This is a genomic window from Ignatzschineria indica, assembly GCF_003121925.1.
GTDB lineage: Bacteria > Pseudomonadota > Gammaproteobacteria > Cardiobacteriales > Wohlfahrtiimonadaceae > Ignatzschineria > Ignatzschineria indica.
The window spans coordinates 40,342-60,413 of the sequence record NZ_QEWR01000002.1; the positions used below are offsets into that span (position 1 = coordinate 40,342).

The 20,072-nt window shown below is 39.5% G+C and carries 19 protein-coding genes and 2 tRNA genes; 18 read left to right on the forward strand and 3 right to left on the reverse strand.

Features of this window, described 5'->3' with window-relative positions; translation table 11 throughout:
* Window positions 1-90 precede the first annotated feature (90 nt).
* From DC082_RS00480 to DC082_RS00535, 13 genes are all read left to right on the forward strand, one after another.
* Window positions 91-165: transfer RNA gene (locus DC082_RS00480), tRNA-Gln, on the forward strand.
* 124 nt (window positions 166-289) lie between these two features.
* A complete protein-coding gene (locus tag DC082_RS00485; protein ID WP_109235285.1) occupies window positions 290-1,249 on the forward strand; it encodes a ribose-phosphate pyrophosphokinase in 960 nt (319 codons plus the stop codon).
* A gap of 7 nt (window positions 1,250-1,256) precedes the next feature.
* A tRNA-Gln gene (locus tag DC082_RS00490) sits at window positions 1,257-1,331 on the forward strand.
* A 185-nt stretch (window positions 1,332-1,516) separates the two neighbouring features.
* Window positions 1,517-1,783 carry an oxidative damage protection protein gene (locus tag DC082_RS00495; protein WP_094568254.1) on the forward strand — a complete coding sequence of 89 codons (267 nt, stop codon included), beginning with the start codon at window positions 1,517-1,519 and terminating at the stop codon, window positions 1,781-1,783.
* A gap of 429 nt (window positions 1,784-2,212) precedes the next feature.
* Window positions 2,213-2,347, forward strand: coding sequence for a hypothetical protein (locus tag DC082_RS10960; protein WP_255406361.1), 135 nt, complete (start codon window positions 2,213-2,215; stop codon window positions 2,345-2,347).
* Between the two features lie 176 nt (window positions 2,348-2,523).
* Window positions 2,524-4,206, forward strand: a complete 1,683-nt coding sequence (leuA, locus tag DC082_RS00500) for a 2-isopropylmalate synthase (protein WP_109235286.1) — start codon at window positions 2,524-2,526, stop codon at window positions 4,204-4,206.
* Window positions 4,207-4,778: 572 nt separating this feature from the next.
* The gene (gene metK / locus DC082_RS00505; RefSeq protein WP_109235287.1) at window positions 4,779-5,990 is read left to right on the forward strand and encodes a methionine adenosyltransferase; all 1,212 of its coding nucleotides are present in this window, start codon (window positions 4,779-4,781) and stop codon (window positions 5,988-5,990) included.
* A 166-nt stretch (window positions 5,991-6,156) separates the two neighbouring features.
* Window positions 6,157-6,291, forward strand: a complete 135-nt coding sequence (gene rpmH, locus DC082_RS00510; protein WP_026878661.1) for a 50S ribosomal protein L34 — start codon at window positions 6,157-6,159, stop codon at window positions 6,289-6,291.
* Window positions 6,292-6,408: 117 nt separating this feature from the next.
* The gene (rnpA, locus tag DC082_RS00515) at window positions 6,409-6,804 is read left to right on the forward strand and encodes a ribonuclease P protein component (RefSeq protein WP_109236145.1); all 396 of its coding nucleotides are present in this window, start codon (window positions 6,409-6,411) and stop codon (window positions 6,802-6,804) included.
* A complete protein-coding gene (gene yidD / locus DC082_RS00520; RefSeq protein ID WP_094568251.1) occupies window positions 6,789-6,998 on the forward strand; it encodes a membrane protein insertion efficiency factor YidD in 210 nt (69 codons plus the stop codon). The genes rnpA and yidD overlap by 16 nt, the downstream gene beginning before the upstream one ends.
* Before the next feature lie 42 nt (window positions 6,999-7,040).
* On the forward strand, window positions 7,041-8,786 hold the full coding sequence (gene yidC / locus DC082_RS00525) for a membrane protein insertase YidC (RefSeq protein ID WP_109235288.1): 1,746 nt from the start codon (window positions 7,041-7,043) through the stop codon (window positions 8,784-8,786).
* 68 nt (window positions 8,787-8,854) lie between these two features.
* The gene (mnmE, locus tag DC082_RS00530; protein WP_275665668.1) at window positions 8,855-10,183 is read left to right on the forward strand and encodes a tRNA uridine-5-carboxymethylaminomethyl(34) synthesis GTPase MnmE; all 1,329 of its coding nucleotides are present in this window, start codon (window positions 8,855-8,857) and stop codon (window positions 10,181-10,183) included.
* Between the two features lie 112 nt (window positions 10,184-10,295).
* Window positions 10,296-10,523 (forward strand): DUF3820 family protein, encoded by a 228-nt coding sequence (locus DC082_RS00535; RefSeq protein ID WP_109235290.1) that lies wholly within the window; start codon window positions 10,296-10,298, stop codon window positions 10,521-10,523.
* A 351-nt stretch (window positions 10,524-10,874) separates the two neighbouring features.
* Here DC082_RS00535 and DC082_RS00540 read toward each other — a convergent pair whose 3' ends face one another.
* Together DC082_RS00540 and DC082_RS00545 are read right to left on the reverse strand one after the other, a co-directional pair.
* A complete protein-coding gene (locus DC082_RS00540; RefSeq protein WP_109235291.1) occupies window positions 10,875-11,636 on the reverse strand; it encodes a hypothetical protein in 762 nt (253 codons plus the stop codon).
* Window positions 11,637-12,038: 402 nt separating this feature from the next.
* Window positions 12,039-13,949 (reverse strand): Na/Pi cotransporter family protein, encoded by a 1,911-nt coding sequence (locus DC082_RS00545; protein ID WP_109235292.1) that lies wholly within the window; start codon window positions 13,947-13,949, stop codon window positions 12,039-12,041.
* Window positions 13,950-14,248: 299 nt separating this feature from the next.
* On the opposite strand from DC082_RS00545, the gene xerD reads away from it, so the two are divergent.
* Together xerD and DC082_RS00555 are read left to right on the forward strand one after the other, a co-directional pair.
* Window positions 14,249-15,148: a site-specific tyrosine recombinase XerD gene (gene xerD / locus DC082_RS00550; RefSeq protein WP_109235293.1), complete on the forward strand. Its 900-nt coding sequence runs from the start codon at window positions 14,249-14,251 to the stop codon at window positions 15,146-15,148.
* 205 nt (window positions 15,149-15,353) lie between these two features.
* Window positions 15,354-16,082, forward strand: a complete 729-nt coding sequence (locus DC082_RS00555) for a thioredoxin fold domain-containing protein (protein WP_109235294.1) — start codon at window positions 15,354-15,356, stop codon at window positions 16,080-16,082.
* A gap of 170 nt (window positions 16,083-16,252) precedes the next feature.
* On the opposite strand, the gene yhbY is transcribed toward DC082_RS00555, so the two are convergent.
* Window positions 16,253-16,561 carry a ribosome assembly RNA-binding protein YhbY gene (gene yhbY, locus DC082_RS00560; RefSeq protein WP_094568243.1) on the reverse strand — a complete coding sequence of 103 codons (309 nt, stop codon included), beginning with the start codon at window positions 16,559-16,561 and terminating at the stop codon, window positions 16,253-16,255.
* Between yhbY and DC082_RS00565 the strand changes: the two genes are divergently transcribed.
* The 3 genes from DC082_RS00565 to ftsH all read left to right on the forward strand — a co-directional run bounded on the left by DC082_RS00565 (window position 16,560) and on the right by ftsH (window position 19,997).
* Window positions 16,560-16,901 (forward strand): hypothetical protein, encoded by a 342-nt coding sequence (locus tag DC082_RS00565; RefSeq protein WP_109235295.1) that lies wholly within the window; start codon window positions 16,560-16,562, stop codon window positions 16,899-16,901. The genes yhbY and DC082_RS00565 overlap by 2 nt on opposite strands.
* Before the next feature lie 287 nt (window positions 16,902-17,188).
* Window positions 17,189-17,827, forward strand: a complete 639-nt coding sequence (rlmE, locus tag DC082_RS00570; RefSeq protein WP_094568241.1) for a 23S rRNA (uridine(2552)-2'-O)-methyltransferase RlmE — start codon at window positions 17,189-17,191, stop codon at window positions 17,825-17,827.
* Window positions 17,828-18,113: 286 nt separating this feature from the next.
* The gene (gene ftsH / locus DC082_RS00575) at window positions 18,114-19,997 is read left to right on the forward strand and encodes an ATP-dependent zinc metalloprotease FtsH (RefSeq protein WP_255406360.1); all 1,884 of its coding nucleotides are present in this window, start codon (window positions 18,114-18,116) and stop codon (window positions 19,995-19,997) included.
* The last annotated feature ends 75 nt before the right edge of the window (window positions 19,998-20,072 follow it).

Below are 20,072 nucleotides of genomic sequence, written 5' to 3' on the forward strand. Positions count from 1 at the left end.
GCTTATAAACAGAAGTTAAGTTGGTCGAAAATAAGACATAAATAAAACTAGACTTCAAAATATAAATGTTTATAATAGTTGTTCTTCTGATGGGCTATAGCCAAGCGGTAAGGCAGCGGGTTTTGATCCCGCCATTCCCAGGTTCGAATCCTGGTAGCCCAGCCATATTATGAAAGGTATTGCACTGTAATTGAGTTGATTATGTCAAGAGGTAAATTACAAATAGTTGCAATACCTTTTTCTATTTTAATTTTCGAAAATTTTCTTTATTGATAGAGGATTCTTTGTAATGAGTAGCAAAGACCAGATGATGGTGTTTACCGGCAACGCCAATCCAGAGTTAGCTAAAAAGGTAGTTGAACATTTAGGGCTTGAGTTAGGGGATGCGACAGTAGGACGCTTCTCAGATGGGGAAGTGATGATCTCTATCAATGAAAATGTTCGTGGTAAAGATGTCTTTTTTATTCAGCCAACTTGTTATCCAACTAATGATAACTTAATGGAACTTCTGGTAGCATGTGATGCGCTTCGTAGAGCGTCAGCGGGTAGAATTACAGCAGTCATTCCTTACTATGGCTACTCAAGACAGGATCGTCGTCCTCGTTCAGCTCGTGTACCTATCTCTGCAAAAGTTGTTGCAAATATGATTACAAGTGTAGGGTGTGATCGTGTATTGACTATCGATCTCCATGCTGATCAAATTCAAGGGTTCTTTGAAATTCCTGTGGATAATATCTATGCATCATCAGTTATCCAAAATGATATCATTGCTCAGGGTGCTGAAGATATCACTGTCGTCTCTCCTGATGTTGGTGGCGTACTCCGTGCTCGTTCTGTTGCAAAACAGATTCCGGGTGCAGATTTAGTAATTATTGATAAACGTCGTCCAGCGCCGAATGTTGCTGAAGTAATGAACATTATTGGTGAGGTCGAGGGTCGTAACTGTATCATTGTTGATGATATTGTTGATACTGCAGGTACATTAGCGTCAGCTGCGAAAGTTTTAAAGTCTCGTGGTGCGAAGACTGTTAGAGCATATTGTACGCATCCGATCTTCTCTGGAAAAGCAATTGAAAATATTGAAGGTTCAGGGCTTGACGAAATGATTGTAACTGATACAATACCTCTCCGTGAAGAAGCTAGAAACTGTGAAAAGATTCGAGTTCTCTCAATTGCAGATGTGATTGCTAACACTATCAGTCGCATTCATGAAGAGGAATCAGTGAGTACTCTCTTCTCAATGGAATAAAATTTATTGGGCTATAGCCAAGCGGTAAGGCAGCGGGTTTTGATCCCGCCATTCCCAGGTTCGAATCCTGGTAGCCCAGCCATATAAAAAGATGAAAAGGTATTACTCGTTAGAGTGATACCTTTTTTCTTGTCTGATCTTCTAACGATAAGGAGATTCTTCAGCAATCTATCGGGGCATTCTATATAATGGAGAATCGAAATTAGAGATCAAATCAATTGAGATCAGTTTAACTGAGATCAGATGAATTAACTTGAGGAGAAGTTTATGTCACGTAAAGTTTTTTGTGTCAAATTGCAAAAAGAAGCAGAAGGTATGCCAAGACAGATGTATCCTGGGGAGCTAGGAAAGCAAATTTTTGAAAATGTCTCTAATGAAGCATGGCAACAATGGTTAAGAGCGCAAACAATTTTAATCAATGAGTATCGTATTAACCCCCTTGATCCTAAATCGAGAGAGTTTTTAGAAAAACAGATGCATGATTTCTTTTTTGGTGATGGTGCGGATATGCCGGATGCATTTAAGCCTCAATAATTGCTTAATAATGAATGTAGAGATGATGGTGAGGAGGATAGTTGGAAATTACCTCATCATTAAGAGGATGTGCGCTTTAGGGCCACATCCTTTTTTTGTGATGACCTATTGTTTTAAATGGCTTTCTAAAGCGTGACACTATCGTTTTATGTTATCTTTTTGCTGCTTCTCTTCTTCTCTTTTTCTCTTTTACTCACTTACTCTTGAGCTCTATTCATCCAGAGAATTACTGAATAGTGATTGATTGAAAATCATTCATTTAAAATAAAGCTTGAACTCTTTTTTAAAAGAGGGTAAGGTTTTTCTTATGAAAACTAAAAATATCACACTTCTACCACTACGACTTATTCTGCTGTAACCGCAATGGTTGCAGCCTAAATCTGCTTATTTTAAAGATTTTAGAAATCCGTAGTTCTCTTTGGTGTGATTATGAATCCCTTAGTTTCTTTCTCAGATAAAAATACCTTAATCAATATCACAACACGAAATGATCATTTCGTCCGTTGGCATGTCTTAACCTATAGTTTACAACTACTCTTTAGCTCTTTTGATTGGGAAGAGTAGAATCTTGTCGGTCATCTATCTCTCTTGTGATTGATGATTGAGGTACTCACTTTCGGCAATTGCTACCTTTCCTTTTTGTTACCGCCCCCTTTTTTTGATTCATCGATTTATTGATAATAAGCGCATATTGAGTGCGCAGAAATAGCATACTAATAAAAGTAGAGGAGAATTTAATTATGGTCCCTAATCCTGAGCAGAAATATCAACGCTTTGAAGTTCCTAACTATACAAACCGTACTTGGCCGAATAAAGAGATTACTAAAGTGCCACGTTGGTTAAGTTCAGATTTACGTGATGGTAACCAATCACTGATTGAACCAATGAGTGTTGAGAAGAAGATTCGGATGTTTGATCTTTTGATTGAGTGTGGCTTTAAAGAGATTGAGGTAGGATTCCCATCAGCTTCCGATACAGAATTTAGTTTTGTACGTAAATTGATTGAAGAGAATCGTATTCCAGATGATGTGACGATTCAGGTATTAACACAATCGCGCCAAGATCTTATCACAAAGACATTTGAAGCATTAAAAGGGGTTAAGAAAGCGATTATTCATTACTATAATGCTGTTTCCCCCACTTTTAGACGTGTTGTCTTTAAGATGGAAAAGCCGGAGATTAAAGCATTAGCCGTAAAAGGTGGTGAGATGATTTTAGCTGAATCATTAAAGTATCCTGAAACGGAATGGCATTTTGAATACTCTCCTGAAATCTTCTCCGATGCAGAATTGCCATTTTCACTCGAGGTTTGTGAAGCTGTCTGTGAGGTCTTTAAGCCAACACCAGAGAATAAGTTAATCTTGAACTTGCCGGCAACTGTTGAGATGTCAACACCTAATGTCTATGCAGATCAAATTGAGTGGTTCAGTGATCATATTAGTTGTCGTGATTCTGTTGTCATCAGTGCTCACGTCCATAATGACCGCGGTTGTGCTGTTGCGGCGACAGAGCTTGCTTTAATGGCCGGTGCTGATCGTGTTGAGGGGTGTCTTTTTGGGCATGGTGAGCGAACAGGAAATGTGGATTTAGTCACAGTTGCGCTCAACATGTATTCTCAAGGACTCCATCCTGGTTTAGATTTTAGTAAGATCAACACGGTTGTTAGAGAGGTGGAGTATTGTACTGATTTACCAGTTCATCCTCGACATCCTTATGCCGGTGAGCTTGTCTTTACCGCTTTCTCAGGATCACATCAAGATGCGATTAGAAAAGGGTTATCTGATATGAAAGAGAATCCTGAGCAACATTGGAGAGTGCCTTACTTGCCGATTGATCCATTTGATTTAGGCCGCTCTTATGAGGCTGTGATCCGAGTGAATAGTCAATCAGGTAAAGGGGGAGTTACTTATCTTCTTGAAGAAGATCATGGTATTGAGCTTCCTAGACGATTACAGATCGAATTTAGTAAAGTTGCACAAGAGGTTGCTGATGGTGAAGGGGTAGAACTTACCTCAAATCATCTTTATGAGATCTTTGAAAGAGAGTACTTCAATATTAATCCTCTATTAGAGATTAAGACACCAATCGATATTGAAGAGGACGCAGAAGGTAATACTTCTATGATGTTAACCTTGAAGACTCCGATGGGAGAGAAAGTATTAAAAGCAACGGGGAATGGACCTATAGCGGCTTTAGTGAATGGGGTCAATGAGCTTTTTTCCTGGGATGTAGATGTCGTAGATTATAGCGAGCACGCCAGAAGTAAAGGTTCATCAGCACATGCTGTCTCCTATGTGGAGATGCAGATCGGTAACCGTACGCTCTTTGGTGCAGCAACACATGCCAACACATCACGATCTTCATTGAAGGCTGTTATCTCGGCATTAAATAGAGCATTAGCAAAGGGTTATCTATCCTTTTAAGTAGATCCTTTAGAGGAGATTTTAGGGATCTTTTAACGGGTGGTATCAATAATATTAATCTCATATGGAATCTTGATCAGCAGCGGTGATCAGTAGCAGAAATCAGCTACGGAGGCCATTAATAGAGTATGTGTGGTACCATCCTTTTTTATTGTCTTCTATTACTCCTCTTCTTTATCAGTCTCATTAGATTGTCAGCTTTGTCTGTTTTACCAGTTTTTTATGGAATTGATTCTATCTTGTAGCATTATCTTGGTGGGGTTTATTCTCTTTGGTAACTCATTGAATTATATTTTAGTTGTTTGGAGAGAGTGGTGATATGGGGAGGCGAGAGGGAGGGAGCGTGAAGGAAATAGCTCAATTTCCATTTTGTTGAAAGATATTTTATTCGGCACATAATGGGAGAAAATGGTAGAATTATCGGAACTAATTGAATCCTTTTTAAACTTTTTCAAGCTGATATAAACCCTTCATACAGATCTAAAGTGTAGGTCTAATGAGTAAGACTGAAGGGTAAAATTAAAGAGCTTGGGAGCAGTTTTTTTACTATTGAACATTAAAAGAAGAGAAGTATGACATATTTATTTACCTCTGAATCAGTATCGGAAGGCCATCCAGATAAGGTGGCAGATCAGATCTCTGATGCTGTCCTTGATGCTCTTATTAAGGAAGACAAGGGTGCGCGAGTCGCGTGTGAGACGCTTGTTAAAACAGGTGTTGCGATCGTTGCTGGTGAAGTAACTACAAATGCTTGGGTAGATCTTGAAGATCTCGTCAGACGTGTAATTACAGATATTGGTTATGATTCTTCAAAAGTAGGCTTTGATGGTAAAACTTGTGGTGTCTTAAATATCATCGGTAAACAGAGTAGTGAGATCGCTCAAGGTGTAGACCGTAAATTGCCGGAAGAGCAAGGAGCGGGGGATCAAGGCTTGATGTTTGGTTATGCATCGAATGAGACTGATGTCTTAATGCCGGCGCCTATTACATTTGCGCACCGATTAATGGAGTGTCAGTCAGAAGCACGTAAAAGTCGTCAGCTTTCATGGCTTCGCCCTGATGCTAAGAGTCAGGTGACTTTTGCCTACAATAATGATGGTTCCATTTCTCACGTTGATGCTGTTGTTCTTTCAACGCAACATGATGAGGAAGTCAAGGCGAAAGATTTGGAAGAAGCTGTGATGGAGCTTATTATTAAGAAGACGCTTCCTGCAGAGTGGTTAACAAAAGAGACAAAATATCATATTAACCCGACAGGTAGCTTCACAATTGGTGGACCAGTTGGAGATTGTGGCTTAACAGGGCGTAAGATTATTGTTGATACATATGGTGGTATGGCGCGCCATGGTGGAGGTGCTTTCTCTGGAAAAGATCCTTCTAAAGTGGATCGATCAGCTGCATATGCAGGACGTTATGTTGCAAAGAATATTGTAGCTGCCGGATTAGCTGATAAGTGTGAGATTCAGGTTTCTTATGCTATTGGTGTTGCGGAGCCAACCTCTATTTCGATCACTACGTTTGGAACGAATAAAGTTCCTGAGGCAGAGATTGAAACATTAGTACGTAAACATTTTGATCTTCGCCCTTATGGCATTATTACGATGTTAGATCTCTTGCATCCTATCTATCTTCCAACTGCTAGTTATGGTCACTTTGGGCGCCATCCTTATGAGATCGAATATGAGGCTGCAGATGGAACTACAACTACGGCAACAGCTTTCAGTTGGGAGAAGACAGATAAGGCTGATATCCTCAGAGAAGAGGCGGGTCTTAAAGAGTCTTAATTGGCAAAGATAAATGGTTATTCTCTCTCCATCTTGATGCAATTATTCTTGACATTGCAGTGGAAAAAGCTAGAATATTCCGTTGTCTTAGTATGAATTTGATACTCGTAGTGCTAACAGTAACCGCTACGAGTGTTGTCACTTATATAAATAAAGGGATTTAGGTATGAAACGTACATTTCAACCAAGCTTAATCAAAAGAAAACGTAACCACGGTTTCCGTGCGCGTATGGCTACAAAAAATGGTCGTAAAGTGATCAACCGTCGCCGTGCTCGTGGACGTGCTCGTTTATCAGCATAATTAAATAGAATCAATTTCTAAAGATTCAAGGCGCTTGTTATCGTTGAATAATAGGCGCCTTTTTGTTTTGCAATGTACTCTATTGCGTTAGTATCTATTGAGATCAGATATATCGATATGAATAATTTTCAATTTGGAAGAGAGAAAAGGTTATTAACCGCACAAGATTATAGTGCGGTGTTTAAAGATAACCGTAGTTTTAAAGATCGCTCTTTCCTTATATTAGTTAAACTAGTAAAGCGATCTGACTCAAAAGAGCAGGAGAATACTTTAGATTTGAGAGTGCCGAGATTAGGTCTGGCGATTTCAAAAAAGAACTTTAAAAGAGCAGTAGATCGAAATCTTGTAAAGCGAGTGGTTCGAGAGTCATTTCGAAGACATCAAGCGCTCTTAAAGGGGCTTGATATTGTTGTGATGAGTCGAGCAACGACAGATGTGCATAATTCATTAGCATTACACGCTTCACTTGAAAAACATTGGGAACAGATCAATAAAATATGCGTACAATCTTGATATGGCTTATTAAGTTTTATAAATATTTTTTGAGCCCACTAGTGGGGAATCAATGTCGCTTTGAGCCGACTTGTTCAACTTATGCTTTAGAAGCAATTACGCGATATGGTGCAATCAAAGGAAGTTGGTTGACAATTAAACGGCTTGTTCGTTGTCAGCCACTTTGTAAAGGTGGAGAAGATCCTGTACCTTAGGAACTTCTCAATTTGTTTTAACATTTATTAAAGAAATTATTTATGCAGAATAATCAGCAGCGTCTTTTTCTCTTATTGATTTTAGCTGTCATCATCTATTTTCTCTACACGAAGTGGGTGGATTACAACGATCCTAAGCCACTTACGCCAGTAGAGCAGGTTGTGCCAGGTGCAACTGGAAGTCTAAATAGTGATGGACAGGTCCCGATGATTGGTTCCTCAGATCAAGGAGTACAAACTGCGGTTGCTCTTGATGAGTATATTACTGTCGTTACAGATGTGTACTCGGTCAATATTGCAAAGCAGGGTGGTGATATTATTGAGGTAGGGCTTCTTAAATATCCTGAAAGCTTAGAGGAGAAGGATAAACCCTTTAAGGTGATGGATAATAGTAGCGAGCGTTACCAAGTCACTCGTTCTGGATTATCGAGCCAGACTCATGAGGGGACGCCCAATCATACGAACGCTATCTTTAGTAGTCAAAAAGATCATTATGAGTTACAACCTGGTGATGAGAGCATCATTGTTCCTCTAACCTATGTTGATCCTGAGAGCGGATTAACCGTTAATAAGATTTATGAGTTCAAGCGTGGGCTCTACACTATTGGTTATACTCAAGAGTTGCAGAACAATTCTGACCAAGTTTGGGTCGGTGGAGAGTATCGTGAGATTGCCACTAAGAAACCGCAGACCCCTAAAGGGAGTGCTATTGGCGCATCAAGCTTCGATGGTAGCGTCTTCTCTCTTCCTAACAATGATTATAAGTATGAGAAATTAGCTTATAGCAAAATGACAACTACTGAGCGAGGCTTCAATGCTGAAGGGCATGAGGTTGTGCAATATCGTCCTAAAGAGTTTAGAGGTGAAGGTGGTTGGGTTGCGATGATTGAGCAATACTTTGTCGCTGCTTCTATTCCTGGTAAAGATAAAGAAGCCACAAAGCAGACTCAAAATGTCATTCAGACGTTGCAGTATGGTAACTTTAAAGATGAATCACAAAATACTTATGTGATTCGGATGATGGACCAAGCTCCGGTTACTGTAAAGCCAGGTGAAGCTCATAGTTTTGAAGGTCGTTACTTTATCGGTCCTAAGTTGAAAGAGCAGCTAGAAGAGACAGCAGAATATCTTGATTTAACGCTCGATTTTGGTTGGTTTAGCCCAATTTCAGAATTGATGCTATGGATCTTGAAGTTCTATCATTCATTCTTAGGCAACTGGGGTTGGTCGATCATTCTTTTAACAGTTACTGTTAAGATTGCGCTCTTCTATTTTGCGAATAAGGGTTATACCTCAATGGCAAGAATGCGTAAGGTTGGACCTAAGCTTGCCCTAATTCGTGAAGAATATGCCGATAATCGTCAAAAACAATCGGAAGAGATGATGAAGCTCTATCGTAAAGAGAAGATCAATCCTTTAGGTGGTTGCTGGCCGATTATTATTCAGATTCCTGTTTTTATTGCGCTCTTCTGGATGTTGATGGAGAGTGTTGAGTTACGTCAAGCGCCATGGATCTTATGGATTAAAGATCTCTCGAAGATGGATCCTTACTTTATTCTACCGATCATTATGGGAATCACGATGTTCTTCCAACAACGTTTAAACCCAGCGCCAACAGATCCAATGCAGGCGAAGATTATGAAGTGGATTCCAGTGGTCTTTACCTTTATGTTCATGTGGTTCGCGGCAGGAATCGTTCTCTACTGGATTACAAATAACCTCTTAACAATCCTTCAACAGACTATTATTATGAAGCGTGTTGAGCGGGACTCGAAAAAACATAGTTAAAATCACTATTAACGATAACAATTTACAATCCCCTATATGGGGATTGTTTTTTATGAGGAAGTATAAGAGTGTTAAAAGATCAAACAATTGCAGCTATTGCAACAAGTACCGCAATAGGGGGGATTGGCATTGTCCGAATCTCGGGAAGTGAAGCGTTAGAGATTGTTAAAAAGATGACAACTCTTGAAGATCTTAAGCCGAGACATGCCTATTTTTCTCCATTTTTAGATCATGATGGCGTTACAATTGATGAGGGTGTTGTGCTCTTCTATAAAGGACCTAACTCTTTTACAGGGGAGGATGTCGTTGAGCTTCAAGGGCATGGAGGCGTGATTGTACTCAACAGAGTCTTAAATCGTGTTTTGGAACTAGGTGCAACCATGGCACGCAGAGGAGAATTTTCTGAGCGAGCATTTTTAAATGGAAAGCTCGATCTAGTCCAAGCAGAGGCTATTCATGACCTTATTGTTAGTCAGAGTGAAGCGCAGGCAAAAGCGGCTATGAGTTCTTTGACAGGTAATTTTTCTAAGCGTGTAAATGAACTCTTAGAATCCCTTATTATGATGCGGGTCTATATTGAGGCAGCGATCGATTTTAGTGAAGAAGATATTGATTTTATTTCAGATGGTAATGTTGTTAAAGGCTTAAAAGAGTTAAATGATCAAGTCTCTCAATTATTAAAATCTGCTGGCAATGGGAAAGTTTTAACCGATGGTATTCGTGTTGTTATCGCCGGAAGACCTAATGCTGGAAAATCGAGTCTTCTTAATGCATTATCTGGCGAAGAGACAGCTATTGTGACCGACATTGAAGGTACAACAAGAGATGTGTTGCGTGAACAGATTATTTTGGATGGAATGCCCCTCTATGTTATCGATACAGCAGGTCTTCGAGAGACGACAGATCAGATTGAAGCTGAGGGGATTAAGCGTGCAAAACAGGAAGCTGCAACTGCAGATTTAGTGCTCTGGATGCATGATGATCGCACTCCTTTTGAGGGCATTGATGCCGATATAGCAGCACTCAATATTCCTACAATTATTATTCATAATAAGGCGGATCTATCGGGTAGAGCAATTGGTGCACATGAGAAATATATTGCAATTAGTGCTAAAGATGGTCAAGGGTTAGAGGCACTGAAGAGTGCGATCTTAAAGCAGGTCGGCTTTGAGGCGCAAGAAGGACTCTTTAGTGCGAGAGAGCGTCATTTGCAAGCACTTCGTTCTGTTTTAGAACATTTTGCAACGGCATTATCATTGATTGAAGATGAAGTTGCAATTGAACTTGTAGCGGAGGAGCTGCGACTGGCTCAGATTGCTTTAGGAGAGATTACAGGGGAGTTTAGTTCTGATGCCCTTTTAGGGGAGATCTTTTCTAACTTCTGTATCGGTAAGTAGTATTAGAAAGAGATAATAGGGAAGAGCATTAGGAAGAAGTAGTTAAGTGCTAACTTAGTGATCATCTATCATCTATCATCTATCATCTATCAGGGATGAGGAGTTTAATCGTATGGAGAGCTTTCTAACGGAAGAAAATCTATTAAAACTAGCGACAATCAAGATGCCTTTTGGTCGTTATGCCGGAAGGATCTTGATAGATCTACCTGAGGAGTATCTTTTATGGTTTAATCGTGCTGATAAGGGCTTTCCAAAAGGTGAGTTAGGAGAGTTGATGCAATTGGCATTAATGTTAAAGATCGACGGGACAGATGGATTAGTCAGGCGATTAAAGGTCTAAAGTTTGAAAGCTCCTTTGAAGACGGTTCTCCCATTCTCTATTCTCATCTCTTTTTCTTTGCGGTATATCCTTCAGATATGCTGTAAGTATCTTTTAGGTCCTTTTGGGTATATTTGTAAGATATCGTAAAATATTTCAAAAAATCAAAACTCTTAAAAGATCAAAAACTCTTAAAGAAGTCATCTTAAAATAGTAAAAGCCATCACTCTTAATGGGGTTCACTTGACTTTTAGGGTGCAGTTCATTAAAGAGGATGGCTTTTTATTCTTTTCTTGTTCTCTAGTTCTCTAATTTTATCTAGAATCCCTGTGGATTCTTTAAAGAGATCTAAGTTTTAGAGCTAAGCTCTCTCTATTTTACAAGATCACCTACAGACTTTTTAGTCTCTTCAACGGTCTTGTTCATAGCATCTTCAGCTGCTTTTTTCATCTCTTCTGCAATTTCAGCAGCTGCTTCTTCAGCGGCCTTTTTAGCTTCTTCGATCTTATCCATATTGTCGCCAGCTTTTTTCGCAGCATCTGCAGCGGCTTTCTCTGTTGTTTCAACGGATTTTTCTACCGCTTTTGCTGCAGCTTCTTCTGCTTTTTCAGCTTGTTCTGCGACTTTATCAGTTGCTTCGCGCTTTAACTCAGCTGCTTTATCAACTGCTTTTTCACTCTCTTTCGCAGCTTTTTCTGCAACTTCTTCAGCTTTTTTTGCTGCTTTCTCTTCCGCTTCAGCTAACTTCTCTTTTGCTTCATCAACTTTCTCTTCAGCACTATTTGTTGCTGTTTTTTTAGCTTCTTCAGCTGCTTTCTTCTCAGCTTCAGCTTTCTCAATAGCCGCTTTTTCTACTTTTTTAGCCTCTTCTTCAGCCGCTTTTCTTGTCTCTTCAGCCTGCTCTATGGTCTTTTTCTCAGTCTCTTTTGCAGCCTTTTCAGTTGCTTCTTTCTCTTTTTTAGCTTGCTCAACAACTTCTTTCTCTGCTTTTTTTACCTCTTTCTCAGCTTTTTTAGCAATCTCTTCAGTCTGTTTGACTGCAGCTGCTTTGGGATCTTTTGCTTCATCTGAGCATGCAACAAGACCTGCAAAAGCGATTGAGCTGATTAAGAGTAATTTTGTAATATTTTTCATATAGTCAAATATCCTTATTGTAGAGTGAATATATTATTTAAAAAACAAGTAAATAATAAGTGATTATTTGTGATTAAGTAATATCGAAATGATATGCCGAAATGAATATTGAAATGATATTCAATACTTAAATAGTTTATCTCTCCGATTATACGGTATTTACCTTATAAAAAAAACTATAGAGAGCAATGATTAGCTAATTTTTCTAAATTTGTTTAATTTTTTTTGATTTCATTTGATTTTATTTAAATTTTCACCATCTTAATTCGTTATTTTAGCGTAGAAGTCGCAGTAAAAAGCAATAAAATCACAAAAAAGAGCTATTTGTTCATCAAATAGCTCTAGGTTAAGCCTCTGCTGAAAGAGGGTAAGGCGACTTTGGAGAGAGATTACCAATGATTGCTAAAGATCATTCTCTTCCATTGTTAAGATATCATCGACCTTTTCTAGAAAAGGTTGGTCTTGTAGTGAGATGATTTTGAGGATATTGAATAGACTCTCAACGATCTGTGTGGAGTAGTTCAAATCATTTAAGATAGAACTGGTGGTAAATCCATCAATTGAGCCGCTCTTGAGTGCTGAGTAGACATCAGAGCGAAATTGACTCTCAAATTTACGTGAGTACTCTATCAATTCCGCAAGGGGAATCTCTTGTAGTTGTGGGTAGAGAAGAGATGCTTGATTCTTTAACTCCTCCTTCATCTCTGGGCTAGAGAGATGAGAAGAGGATTCATCTTCATTGTAGACATGTAGTGAGTAGACCGTCCGTAAATTACTGACAATATACTCTCTCAAACGGATATAGAAGTTTTGGGCCATGCTTGGATCTCGTGAGAGGTAATATTTGAGATTTTTTTGCAGATGATGGCTATTTTTAACGGCAGAGACCAACTTAAAAGCGATAATTTGGCAAGTTGAAAGAACGCTCTGATACTTCTCCTCATTCTTGTTATATTCAATCTTACTGATAAAGGTGAGGAGCTCACTATAGAGATTTTTAATATGCTTTCGATAGAGTAGATCAGCATCAACAGGATCAAAATCATCATATTGGGTAATAGATTCTGGGGTTACCTCTTTAGCCGATAGTACCTCTCTTTTTAAAAAGAGGATATGGCAGATCACCTCTAGGCTGACTTTAGAGAGATAGGTGAGCTCCTGGAGCACAGCTTGGGTTGCTGTTTGTGTTGAAGAGAGCGCTGTATCGAGAAGATATTTAGGGGGAGTATATTGAACCTCTACCTCTCTCTCACTATAGTCGCCACTAAAATCGACAATCTGCTTTGGCTCGGGAATGTTAGGAATCATTTTTTCTAAAAAGAGCGCTAATCTCCCTTTCAGCGGCCAAAAGAGTAGAAGACCTACAATATTGAAGAGGGTATAGAAAGCTGCAATTTGGATAAGGGGATCTAATGCTAATTTTATTGCGAAGAGATCGAGTAGTGTAATGATCGGCTTGAATAGGATTAGAATGACAATTGCTGTTTCTGCATTGTAGATAACATGCGATCCGGCAACTCTCATGCCGGCGCGATCTCCGCCTAAAAAACCTAAAATACCTGTAGCTAAGGCACTTCCGACGATCGCTCCAATCGTTAAAGCATAGCCTTGAGGTGCATCTATCTGGGCAAGAGCAAGCATTGTTAAGATCAACATTATTGTTGCATGGCTTGATTGAAGCACTATGGTTAATGCGGTTCCTACAAAGACAAGAATTAAGATCCCCATCCACCCTTCTAGTTGATAGCTTAAGATATCAAAATCTTCTGTAAAGCTAGAGAAACCACTCTTAATAAGATCAATCGCCAATAGAATAAATGCGACACCAATTAAGACACGTCCGGCAGCTTTGGCTGTTTTCCCGGCAAACGAGGCGAGAATTCCCATCACAACCATCGGATAGGCAAAAGGACCTAAGCTCACATTTTGTCCTGCAAGAGCTAAAAGCCAGATACCACCACTTGAACCAATGTTGGCCCCAATAATAATGCCAATACCGGCAGTTAAAGTGATAAGACCGGTACTGATAAAGGCAATAATAAGTAAGGCAACAACAGTGGTTGATTGTAAAATTAAGGTTGAGCTTATTCCAAAGAGAAGGCTTTTAAAGGGCGTTTCCGTTCTCTTCGCTAAAATTCGTTCTAATCTACCACCGGCAAGTTTTTCTAGTCCATCTTGCATGCTCTGCATTCCAAAGAGGAAGAAGGCAAGACCTGCACACAATTCAAGCCAATCACCATTGAGGTAGAATGAGTAGAGCAGAAGGACAGTAATGACAATGATGCCGATATTTTTAAGTAGTTTTTTGACCACATTGCCTCGCTTAAATTATTAAATTATCTAGATCAATTAAATCAGATAGCGTAAATTTATATAGTTGTGGATAATCGATTGTATCTAATAGCTAGATCTATTTGCTGCAGACATTAGATGCAGAAAGAATTGAGTGAAAGAGGTTATTATAGGTAGTGTTGACCTATTGCTCAAATTATTAGAGCGCTTTGAGCAAGTATCGGGTCGGTATGCTCAAAAGAGAGAATGGGAAGAGAGTGACACTGAGTCATAACGTTTAATCATAACTTAGAGTAAAGATAGGAGCATTAAAGCAAAAAATGGAGTGGTTAGATGATGCAGTGGCGATCGAGCGATTTCGTGACTCATTAATATTTGAGAAGGGTGCGAGTGATCAAACAGATGATTCTTATATTAGAGATCTAGGTAAATTGAGTCGTTATCTACAAGAGCGTGAGCTCAATTTGGTCTCAATTACCGCAGAAGATCTTAATAATTTTTTTCAAGATCTGATTGAGGCAGATGCAAATCCGCGAAGTCTTGCACGTTATCTCTCTTGCTATAAGCATTTTTATACCTTTTTACAGCTTGAGAAGGTCAATGAAGGGAATCCTGCAGAGAAAATTAAGCTGCCTAAGTTTCATAAACCGCTTCCGGTATCTATTTCGCAAGAGGAGGTTGTTGCGCTTCTCAACGCACCGGATCGATCAACGCCAATAGGTTTAAGAGATTATGCAATGTTGGAGATTCTCTATTCATGTGGTTTTCGTGTGACAGAGTTAATCTCTTTGCAATATAGTCAAATTAATTTTGAAGTGGGATATGTGCGTGTTGTTGGGAAAGGGGATAAAGAGCGTTTAGTTCCTATTGGCGAGGTCGCTTTAGAGGCTGTAAAAAGCTATATCGATCGATCAAGACCGCTGCTTCTCAAGGATCGTGCGAGTAATACCCTCTTTGTGAGTAATCGAGGGACGGCAATGTCTCGGCAAGCTTTTTGGTATGTAATAAAGAAGTATGTCCAAGAGATTGGTATTCAAGGAGAGGTTTCGCCCCATACCTTACGCCATGCATTTGCAACTCACTTAGTTAACAATGGTGCTGATCTGCGGGTAGTGCAACTCTTATTAGGTCATAGCAGTCTCTCTACCACACAAATTTATACTCATGTTGCTAAAGAGCGACTAAAACAGTTACATGCTTTAAATCACCCGAGAGGGTAATGATAGGTGCGTTTACTGGAAAAGAGTACTGATAAAAAGTGTTTGATCTTTACGATATTCTATTTACATTGTAAGTGAATACGATACACTCTCTACATTATTGTGAAAAAGTGTCCTGTAAAAGTGAACGAGCAGGTAAGCGAGAAATTGAGCAGACACTGATCATAAAAGAAGACAATTATTAAAATATCCACAGAGGCAATTCATGAAAAAATTACTCCTGGTTTCGGCCACTCTATTAGGCTTATCGGCAGTTGCAAATGCAGATGCAAACTTGAAGCACTTTAATAACTTAATTCAAGGGGTCACTGTTGAAGAGGTCCAACCATCAGTAATTGATGGTTTGTATGAGGTCTTTGTAAAAGAGAGCCCTTATCCTATCTTTCTCTCTAAGGATGGGAAGTATATGTTAGAGGGAAATGCGATTGATCTCGTCAAAGGGGTCAATATGAGTGAAAACTATGCCAATCGACAAAATAAAGAGAAGATTGCTAAATTAGATCCTACTGATATGGTGATCTATCAATCGCCGAAAGAGGAGCATGTTGTTACTGTATTTACAACAACAGATTGTCCATTTTGTCGTATGCTTCATTCACAGATTGATGATTATTTAGCAGAAGGGATCACGATCCGCTATGTAGGATTCCCTTACCGTGGGCTCAACTCAGAAGGGTATCAAGAGATGGTATCTGTTTGGTGTGCTGATGATCGTAATAAAGCATTAGATGAGGCTGTTGCTTTTGCTGATAATCGAGGTGGAGCAAAACCTAAGCCTGCGAGCTGCAAAAATCCTATAGCGGAGCAGTATCAGCTTGCTTTAGAGATGGGAGTACAGGGAACGCCGGCAATTATTTTAGAAGATGGTGCTATTTTACCAGGATATCTTCCCCCTAAAGAGTTACGTAAACGTATTGATGCAAGGGAATTATAGGTTTATAGCGCTTGTCGGATTTTTATCTCTTGAATAGATAAAAGAAAGGTCATCTTAAAGGATAAGATGACCTTTTGTTCTCTTCTAATTTAAATTTTTAGCTTATTAATGATCGATCAAAGAGCAGAAAGAGCGGGTTAAAGATCGACTAATTTGATTAATTTGTTAACTTATTTGAAGTTGAAGAAGATTTTAGGTGCTTCGTGATTACGTCTAAAGAGAATAATCATTGCACCTATTTTCTGGATGAGAGTTGCATTGAGTGCAGTAACGATCTCTTCTGTGATAGACTCTCTCTCTTCACGGTCACGACCTGCGAGTTTAATCTTAATAAGCTCGTGATGTGCAAGCGCTTTGTCAGCCTCTTTGATGAAGCTTTCTGTAACGCCTTTATCACCTAAAATAAGCACCGGATCAAGATGATGGGCTTTACCTTTAAGAAATTTGATATGTTCAATTGTGAGTTTAATTTGTGTCATGAGTAATGAAAATAGTTCTCGAAATAAAGAGATTAGCGTATCACATCAAGCGCAGCTTCGTCATCTTTTTAAAAATTTGAAGGTGTTGGCGGTGAGTCTACTACTTGCCGGTATTATTTTGTTAGTTGCAATTCAATTTATGAATTTCACTCCAGCAGTAGAGCTAGGGTTGTTGCTCTTCTTTGGTCTTTGTGGTGCGCTCTATCTTGTAGGGCGAGGGCGATCTTTTCTCCTTCAGTATCATGCTATAGAGGCGAATATTAAAGCAGAAAATGAGGATGAAAAGAAGAAGGCTAAGAGATCGATACAAATAGGAGAGGCACCGGATCAAAATTCATAGTGCATATACCTAAGTGGATATCTTAAGGATGCATAGAGATGGAGAGCTCAGTAGTTAATTAGCTAATCAACCAATCAATTAATTAATCAATTGTTAGTCAATTATTAATTAAATAGTTAAACAGTAGCATTGAATATGGATTGTTCTCTTTGAGTAGTGCTATTAGATGATAAAAAAATGGTGAAAGTAGCACTATAACAATAGCAATGTAACAGCTTAAAAATAAAAGCAAAAAGCGAAAGCAAAAAACGAAAGCAAAAATTAAAAGTAATAAAAGAGTAAAAATTATGGCAAAAAAGAGAAGCGCAAGTAGTACAAGATGGCTTAAAGAGCATATGGACGATGAGTATGTATTGCGATCAAAACGAGAAGGGTGGCGTTCTCGGGCAATCTATAAACTTCAAGAGATTGATGAGAAGGATCGTCTTTTTCGATCAGGAATGACTGTGGTAGATCTCGGTGCAGCCCCAGGTAGTTGGTCTCAATATGCGATGCATCGCGTAGGGGATCATGGTGTTGTCATTGGTCTAGATCTGCTACCTATAGATCCACTTGCCGGCGTTCACTTTATTCAGGGGGATTTCCGGGAAGATGAGGTGCTCGATGAGTTGCTGGAAGTATTAGATGGACGTTTAGTGGATGTTGTTCTTTCTGATATGGCGCCTAATATGAGTGGTATTAAAGGGGTTGATCAACCTAAAACGATGTATCTGCTCGAATTAGCATTAGATTTTGTAAAGGGTAATCTTAAGCCGGGAGGCGATTTTCTTTTGAAGATCTTCCAAGGGGAGGGGTTTCAGGAGTATTACAAGGATTTACAGAAGAACTTTACAAAAGTGGTGACAAGAAAACCGAAGGCTTCTCGTGCGAGAAGTGCTGAGATCTATCTCTTAGCAAAAGGTTTTAAGGGAAGAGATGAGGATTGAAAGTATTGATTTCATCCCCATCATCTTGGGATAAGGGCGGGGATGCGTAAATCAATCTCGCTATTAATCGTAAATGATATTTCAAAAAGCATTTAGAGGTCGCTTGAAATGAGAAAAAAAGGCCTCAGATTATGAGGAATTACTCTCAAAGCGTGATAGACTTCTATATTGCTTTTTGGTAAAAATGAGTAGGCAAATCTAAGTGCAATCATCGAATCTGACGTAGTAAAGTAGAATTGTTTACATATTATCAATTGATTTCAACTATAAAATCGAGGTTAGTCTTTTGAAGTACAAGGGAAGAGATATAGCTTTATGGCTTGGAATAGGTATTTTTGTATTTATGCTATTTCAAGGCTTTGGCGGCAGTGGGGGTCGAGAAATCCCCTATTCAGAATTTTTAAAGCAGGTAGAAAATGGACAAGTGCGAGAAGTTAGCATGAGTGGTCCTGCGAGCGCGAATATTGAAGGGGTAACCTCAGATAACGTTCGATTTTCAACCTACAATCCTGAAACAAATAATGGCCCTCTGATTCAGAGTTTAATTGATCATGGTGTTCGCTTTACAGGTAAATCATTAAGAACTCAAGGATTGTTTCTCTCAATCTTCTTGAATCTGTTACCGATACTCCTACTCTTAGGGTTCTTCCTCTTTATGATGCGCCAATCGGGTGGTGGCGGTAAAGGTGGACCGATGAGTTTTGGTAAGTCGAAAGCGAAGATGTTAACGCAAGATCAGATTAAGACGACCTTTGCGGATGTAGCGGGTGCTGATGAGGCGAAACAGGAAGTGGGTGAAATTGTTGATTTCTTAAGAAACCCAGGACGATTCCAAAAATTGGGCGGAAAGATTCCCCGTGGTATTTTGATGGTGGGCTCTCCAGGTACAGGTAAAACATTATTGGCAAAAGCAATTGCCGGTGAGGCAAAAGTACCATTCTTTACCATTTCCGGTTCTGACTTTATGGAGATGTTTGTAGGGGTTGGAGCTTCGCGTGTTCGAGATATGTTTGAGCAGGCAAAAAAACATGCACCCTGCATTATCTTTATTGATGAGATCGATGCGGTTGGTCGTCATCGTGGATCAGGAATGGGCGGTGGACATGATGAGCGTGAACAGACCTTGAATCAGCTTCTTGTTGAGATGGATGGATTTGCAGATAACCAAGGGGTTATCATTATTGCCGCAACAAACCGACCTGATGTTTTAGACCCAGCGTTATTACGTCCGGGTCGTTTCGATCGACAAGTTGTTGTCCCGCTTCCTGATGTGAAGGGTCGTATAGCGATTCTTAAAGTACATCTTCGTAATGTTCCTGCAAGTAGTGATGTGGATATTGAGCAGATTGCACGCGGTACGCCAGGCTTCTCAGGAGCAGATCTTGCTAACTTAGTCAATGAGGCGGCACTCTTTGCAGCGCGTAAAAATCAGGATCAAGTTACACTTTATGATCTTGAAGAGGCAAAAGATAAGATCATGATGGGAGCAGCAAGAAGCTCGATGCAGATGACTGATGATGATAAAAAGCTCACAGCCTATCATGAAGCAGGGCATGCTATTATTGGTTATCGTTTAAAGTCAGATCCTGTCTATAAAGTAACGATTATTCCAAGAGGTCGAGCTTTAGGGGTCACAATGACACTTCCCGAGCGTGATCATGTAAGTGTTCCGAGAATGTGGTTAGAAAATAAATTAGCAATGGTCTTTGGTGGTCGCATAGCAGAAGAGTTGATCTTTGGTTATGATGCCGTAACAACCGGGGCAGCAAGTGATATTCAACATGCTACAAATCTTGCGAAGAAGATGGTAACAGAGTGGGGTTTATCTGAAAAAATGGGCTTTATCTCTTACTCTGAAGGAAATGAATCCTACTTAGGAGGACATTCAGGTCATGCATCCGGCGTTTCTGATGAGACAGCGCGTCAAATTGATCTTGAGGTAAGAGCGATTATTGATCGAAACTATGCTCGAGCAGTAGAAGTCTTAGAGACTGATATTGATAAACTTCATAAGATGGCGGAAGTGTTGTTAGAGATTGAGACAATCGATGCCGATCAAGTTGAAGATATCATGGAAGGACGCCCTGTTCGTGGTTTAGATAAGAAGCATGATGAGGATCCGGCTTCCTTAGATATCAGTGGACCACCTAAAGTAGACATTGTCTCCTAATAGTCACTCTGACTTTAAGTTTAAAGGAGATTTGAAGAGAGCTATCCTCGAATGAGGGTAGCTCTTTTTTTGGTT

What these genes read in the sequence shown, in the direction of transcription:
- DC082_RS00485 (WP_109235285.1), top strand. Translation starts at nt 290, where the DNA reads ATGAGTAGCAAAGACCAGATGATGGTGTTTACCGGCAACGCCAATCCA.
- DC082_RS00495 (WP_094568254.1), top strand. Translation starts at nt 1,517, where the DNA reads ATGTCACGTAAAGTTTTTTGTGTCAAATTGCAAAAAGAAGCAGAAGGT.
- DC082_RS10960 (WP_255406361.1), top strand. Translation starts at nt 2,213, where the DNA reads ATGAATCCCTTAGTTTCTTTCTCAGATAAAAATACCTTAATCAATATC.
- leuA (WP_109235286.1), top strand. Translation starts at nt 2,524, where the DNA reads ATGGTCCCTAATCCTGAGCAGAAATATCAACGCTTTGAAGTTCCTAAC.
- metK (WP_109235287.1), top strand. Translation starts at nt 4,779, where the DNA reads ATGACATATTTATTTACCTCTGAATCAGTATCGGAAGGCCATCCAGAT.
- rpmH (WP_026878661.1), top strand. Translation starts at nt 6,157, where the DNA reads ATGAAACGTACATTTCAACCAAGCTTAATCAAAAGAAAACGTAACCAC.
- rnpA (WP_109236145.1), top strand. Translation starts at nt 6,409, where the DNA reads ATGAATAATTTTCAATTTGGAAGAGAGAAAAGGTTATTAACCGCACAA.
- yidD (WP_094568251.1), top strand. Translation starts at nt 6,789, where the DNA reads ATGCGTACAATCTTGATATGGCTTATTAAGTTTTATAAATATTTTTTG.
- yidC (WP_109235288.1), top strand. Translation starts at nt 7,041, where the DNA reads ATGCAGAATAATCAGCAGCGTCTTTTTCTCTTATTGATTTTAGCTGTC.
- DC082_RS00535 (WP_109235290.1), top strand. Translation starts at nt 10,296, where the DNA reads ATGGAGAGCTTTCTAACGGAAGAAAATCTATTAAAACTAGCGACAATC.
- DC082_RS00540 (WP_109235291.1), bottom strand. Translation starts at nt 11,636, where the DNA reads ATGAAAAATATTACAAAATTACTCTTAATCAGCTCAATCGCTTTTGCA.
- xerD (WP_109235293.1), top strand. Translation starts at nt 14,249, where the DNA reads ATGGAGTGGTTAGATGATGCAGTGGCGATCGAGCGATTTCGTGACTCA.
- DC082_RS00555 (WP_109235294.1), top strand. Translation starts at nt 15,354, where the DNA reads ATGAAAAAATTACTCCTGGTTTCGGCCACTCTATTAGGCTTATCGGCA.
- DC082_RS00565 (WP_109235295.1), top strand. Translation starts at nt 16,560, where the DNA reads ATGAGTAATGAAAATAGTTCTCGAAATAAAGAGATTAGCGTATCACAT.
- yhbY (WP_094568243.1), bottom strand. Translation starts at nt 16,561, where the DNA reads ATGACACAAATTAAACTCACAATTGAACATATCAAATTTCTTAAAGGT.
- rlmE (WP_094568241.1), top strand. Translation starts at nt 17,189, where the DNA reads ATGGCAAAAAAGAGAAGCGCAAGTAGTACAAGATGGCTTAAAGAGCAT.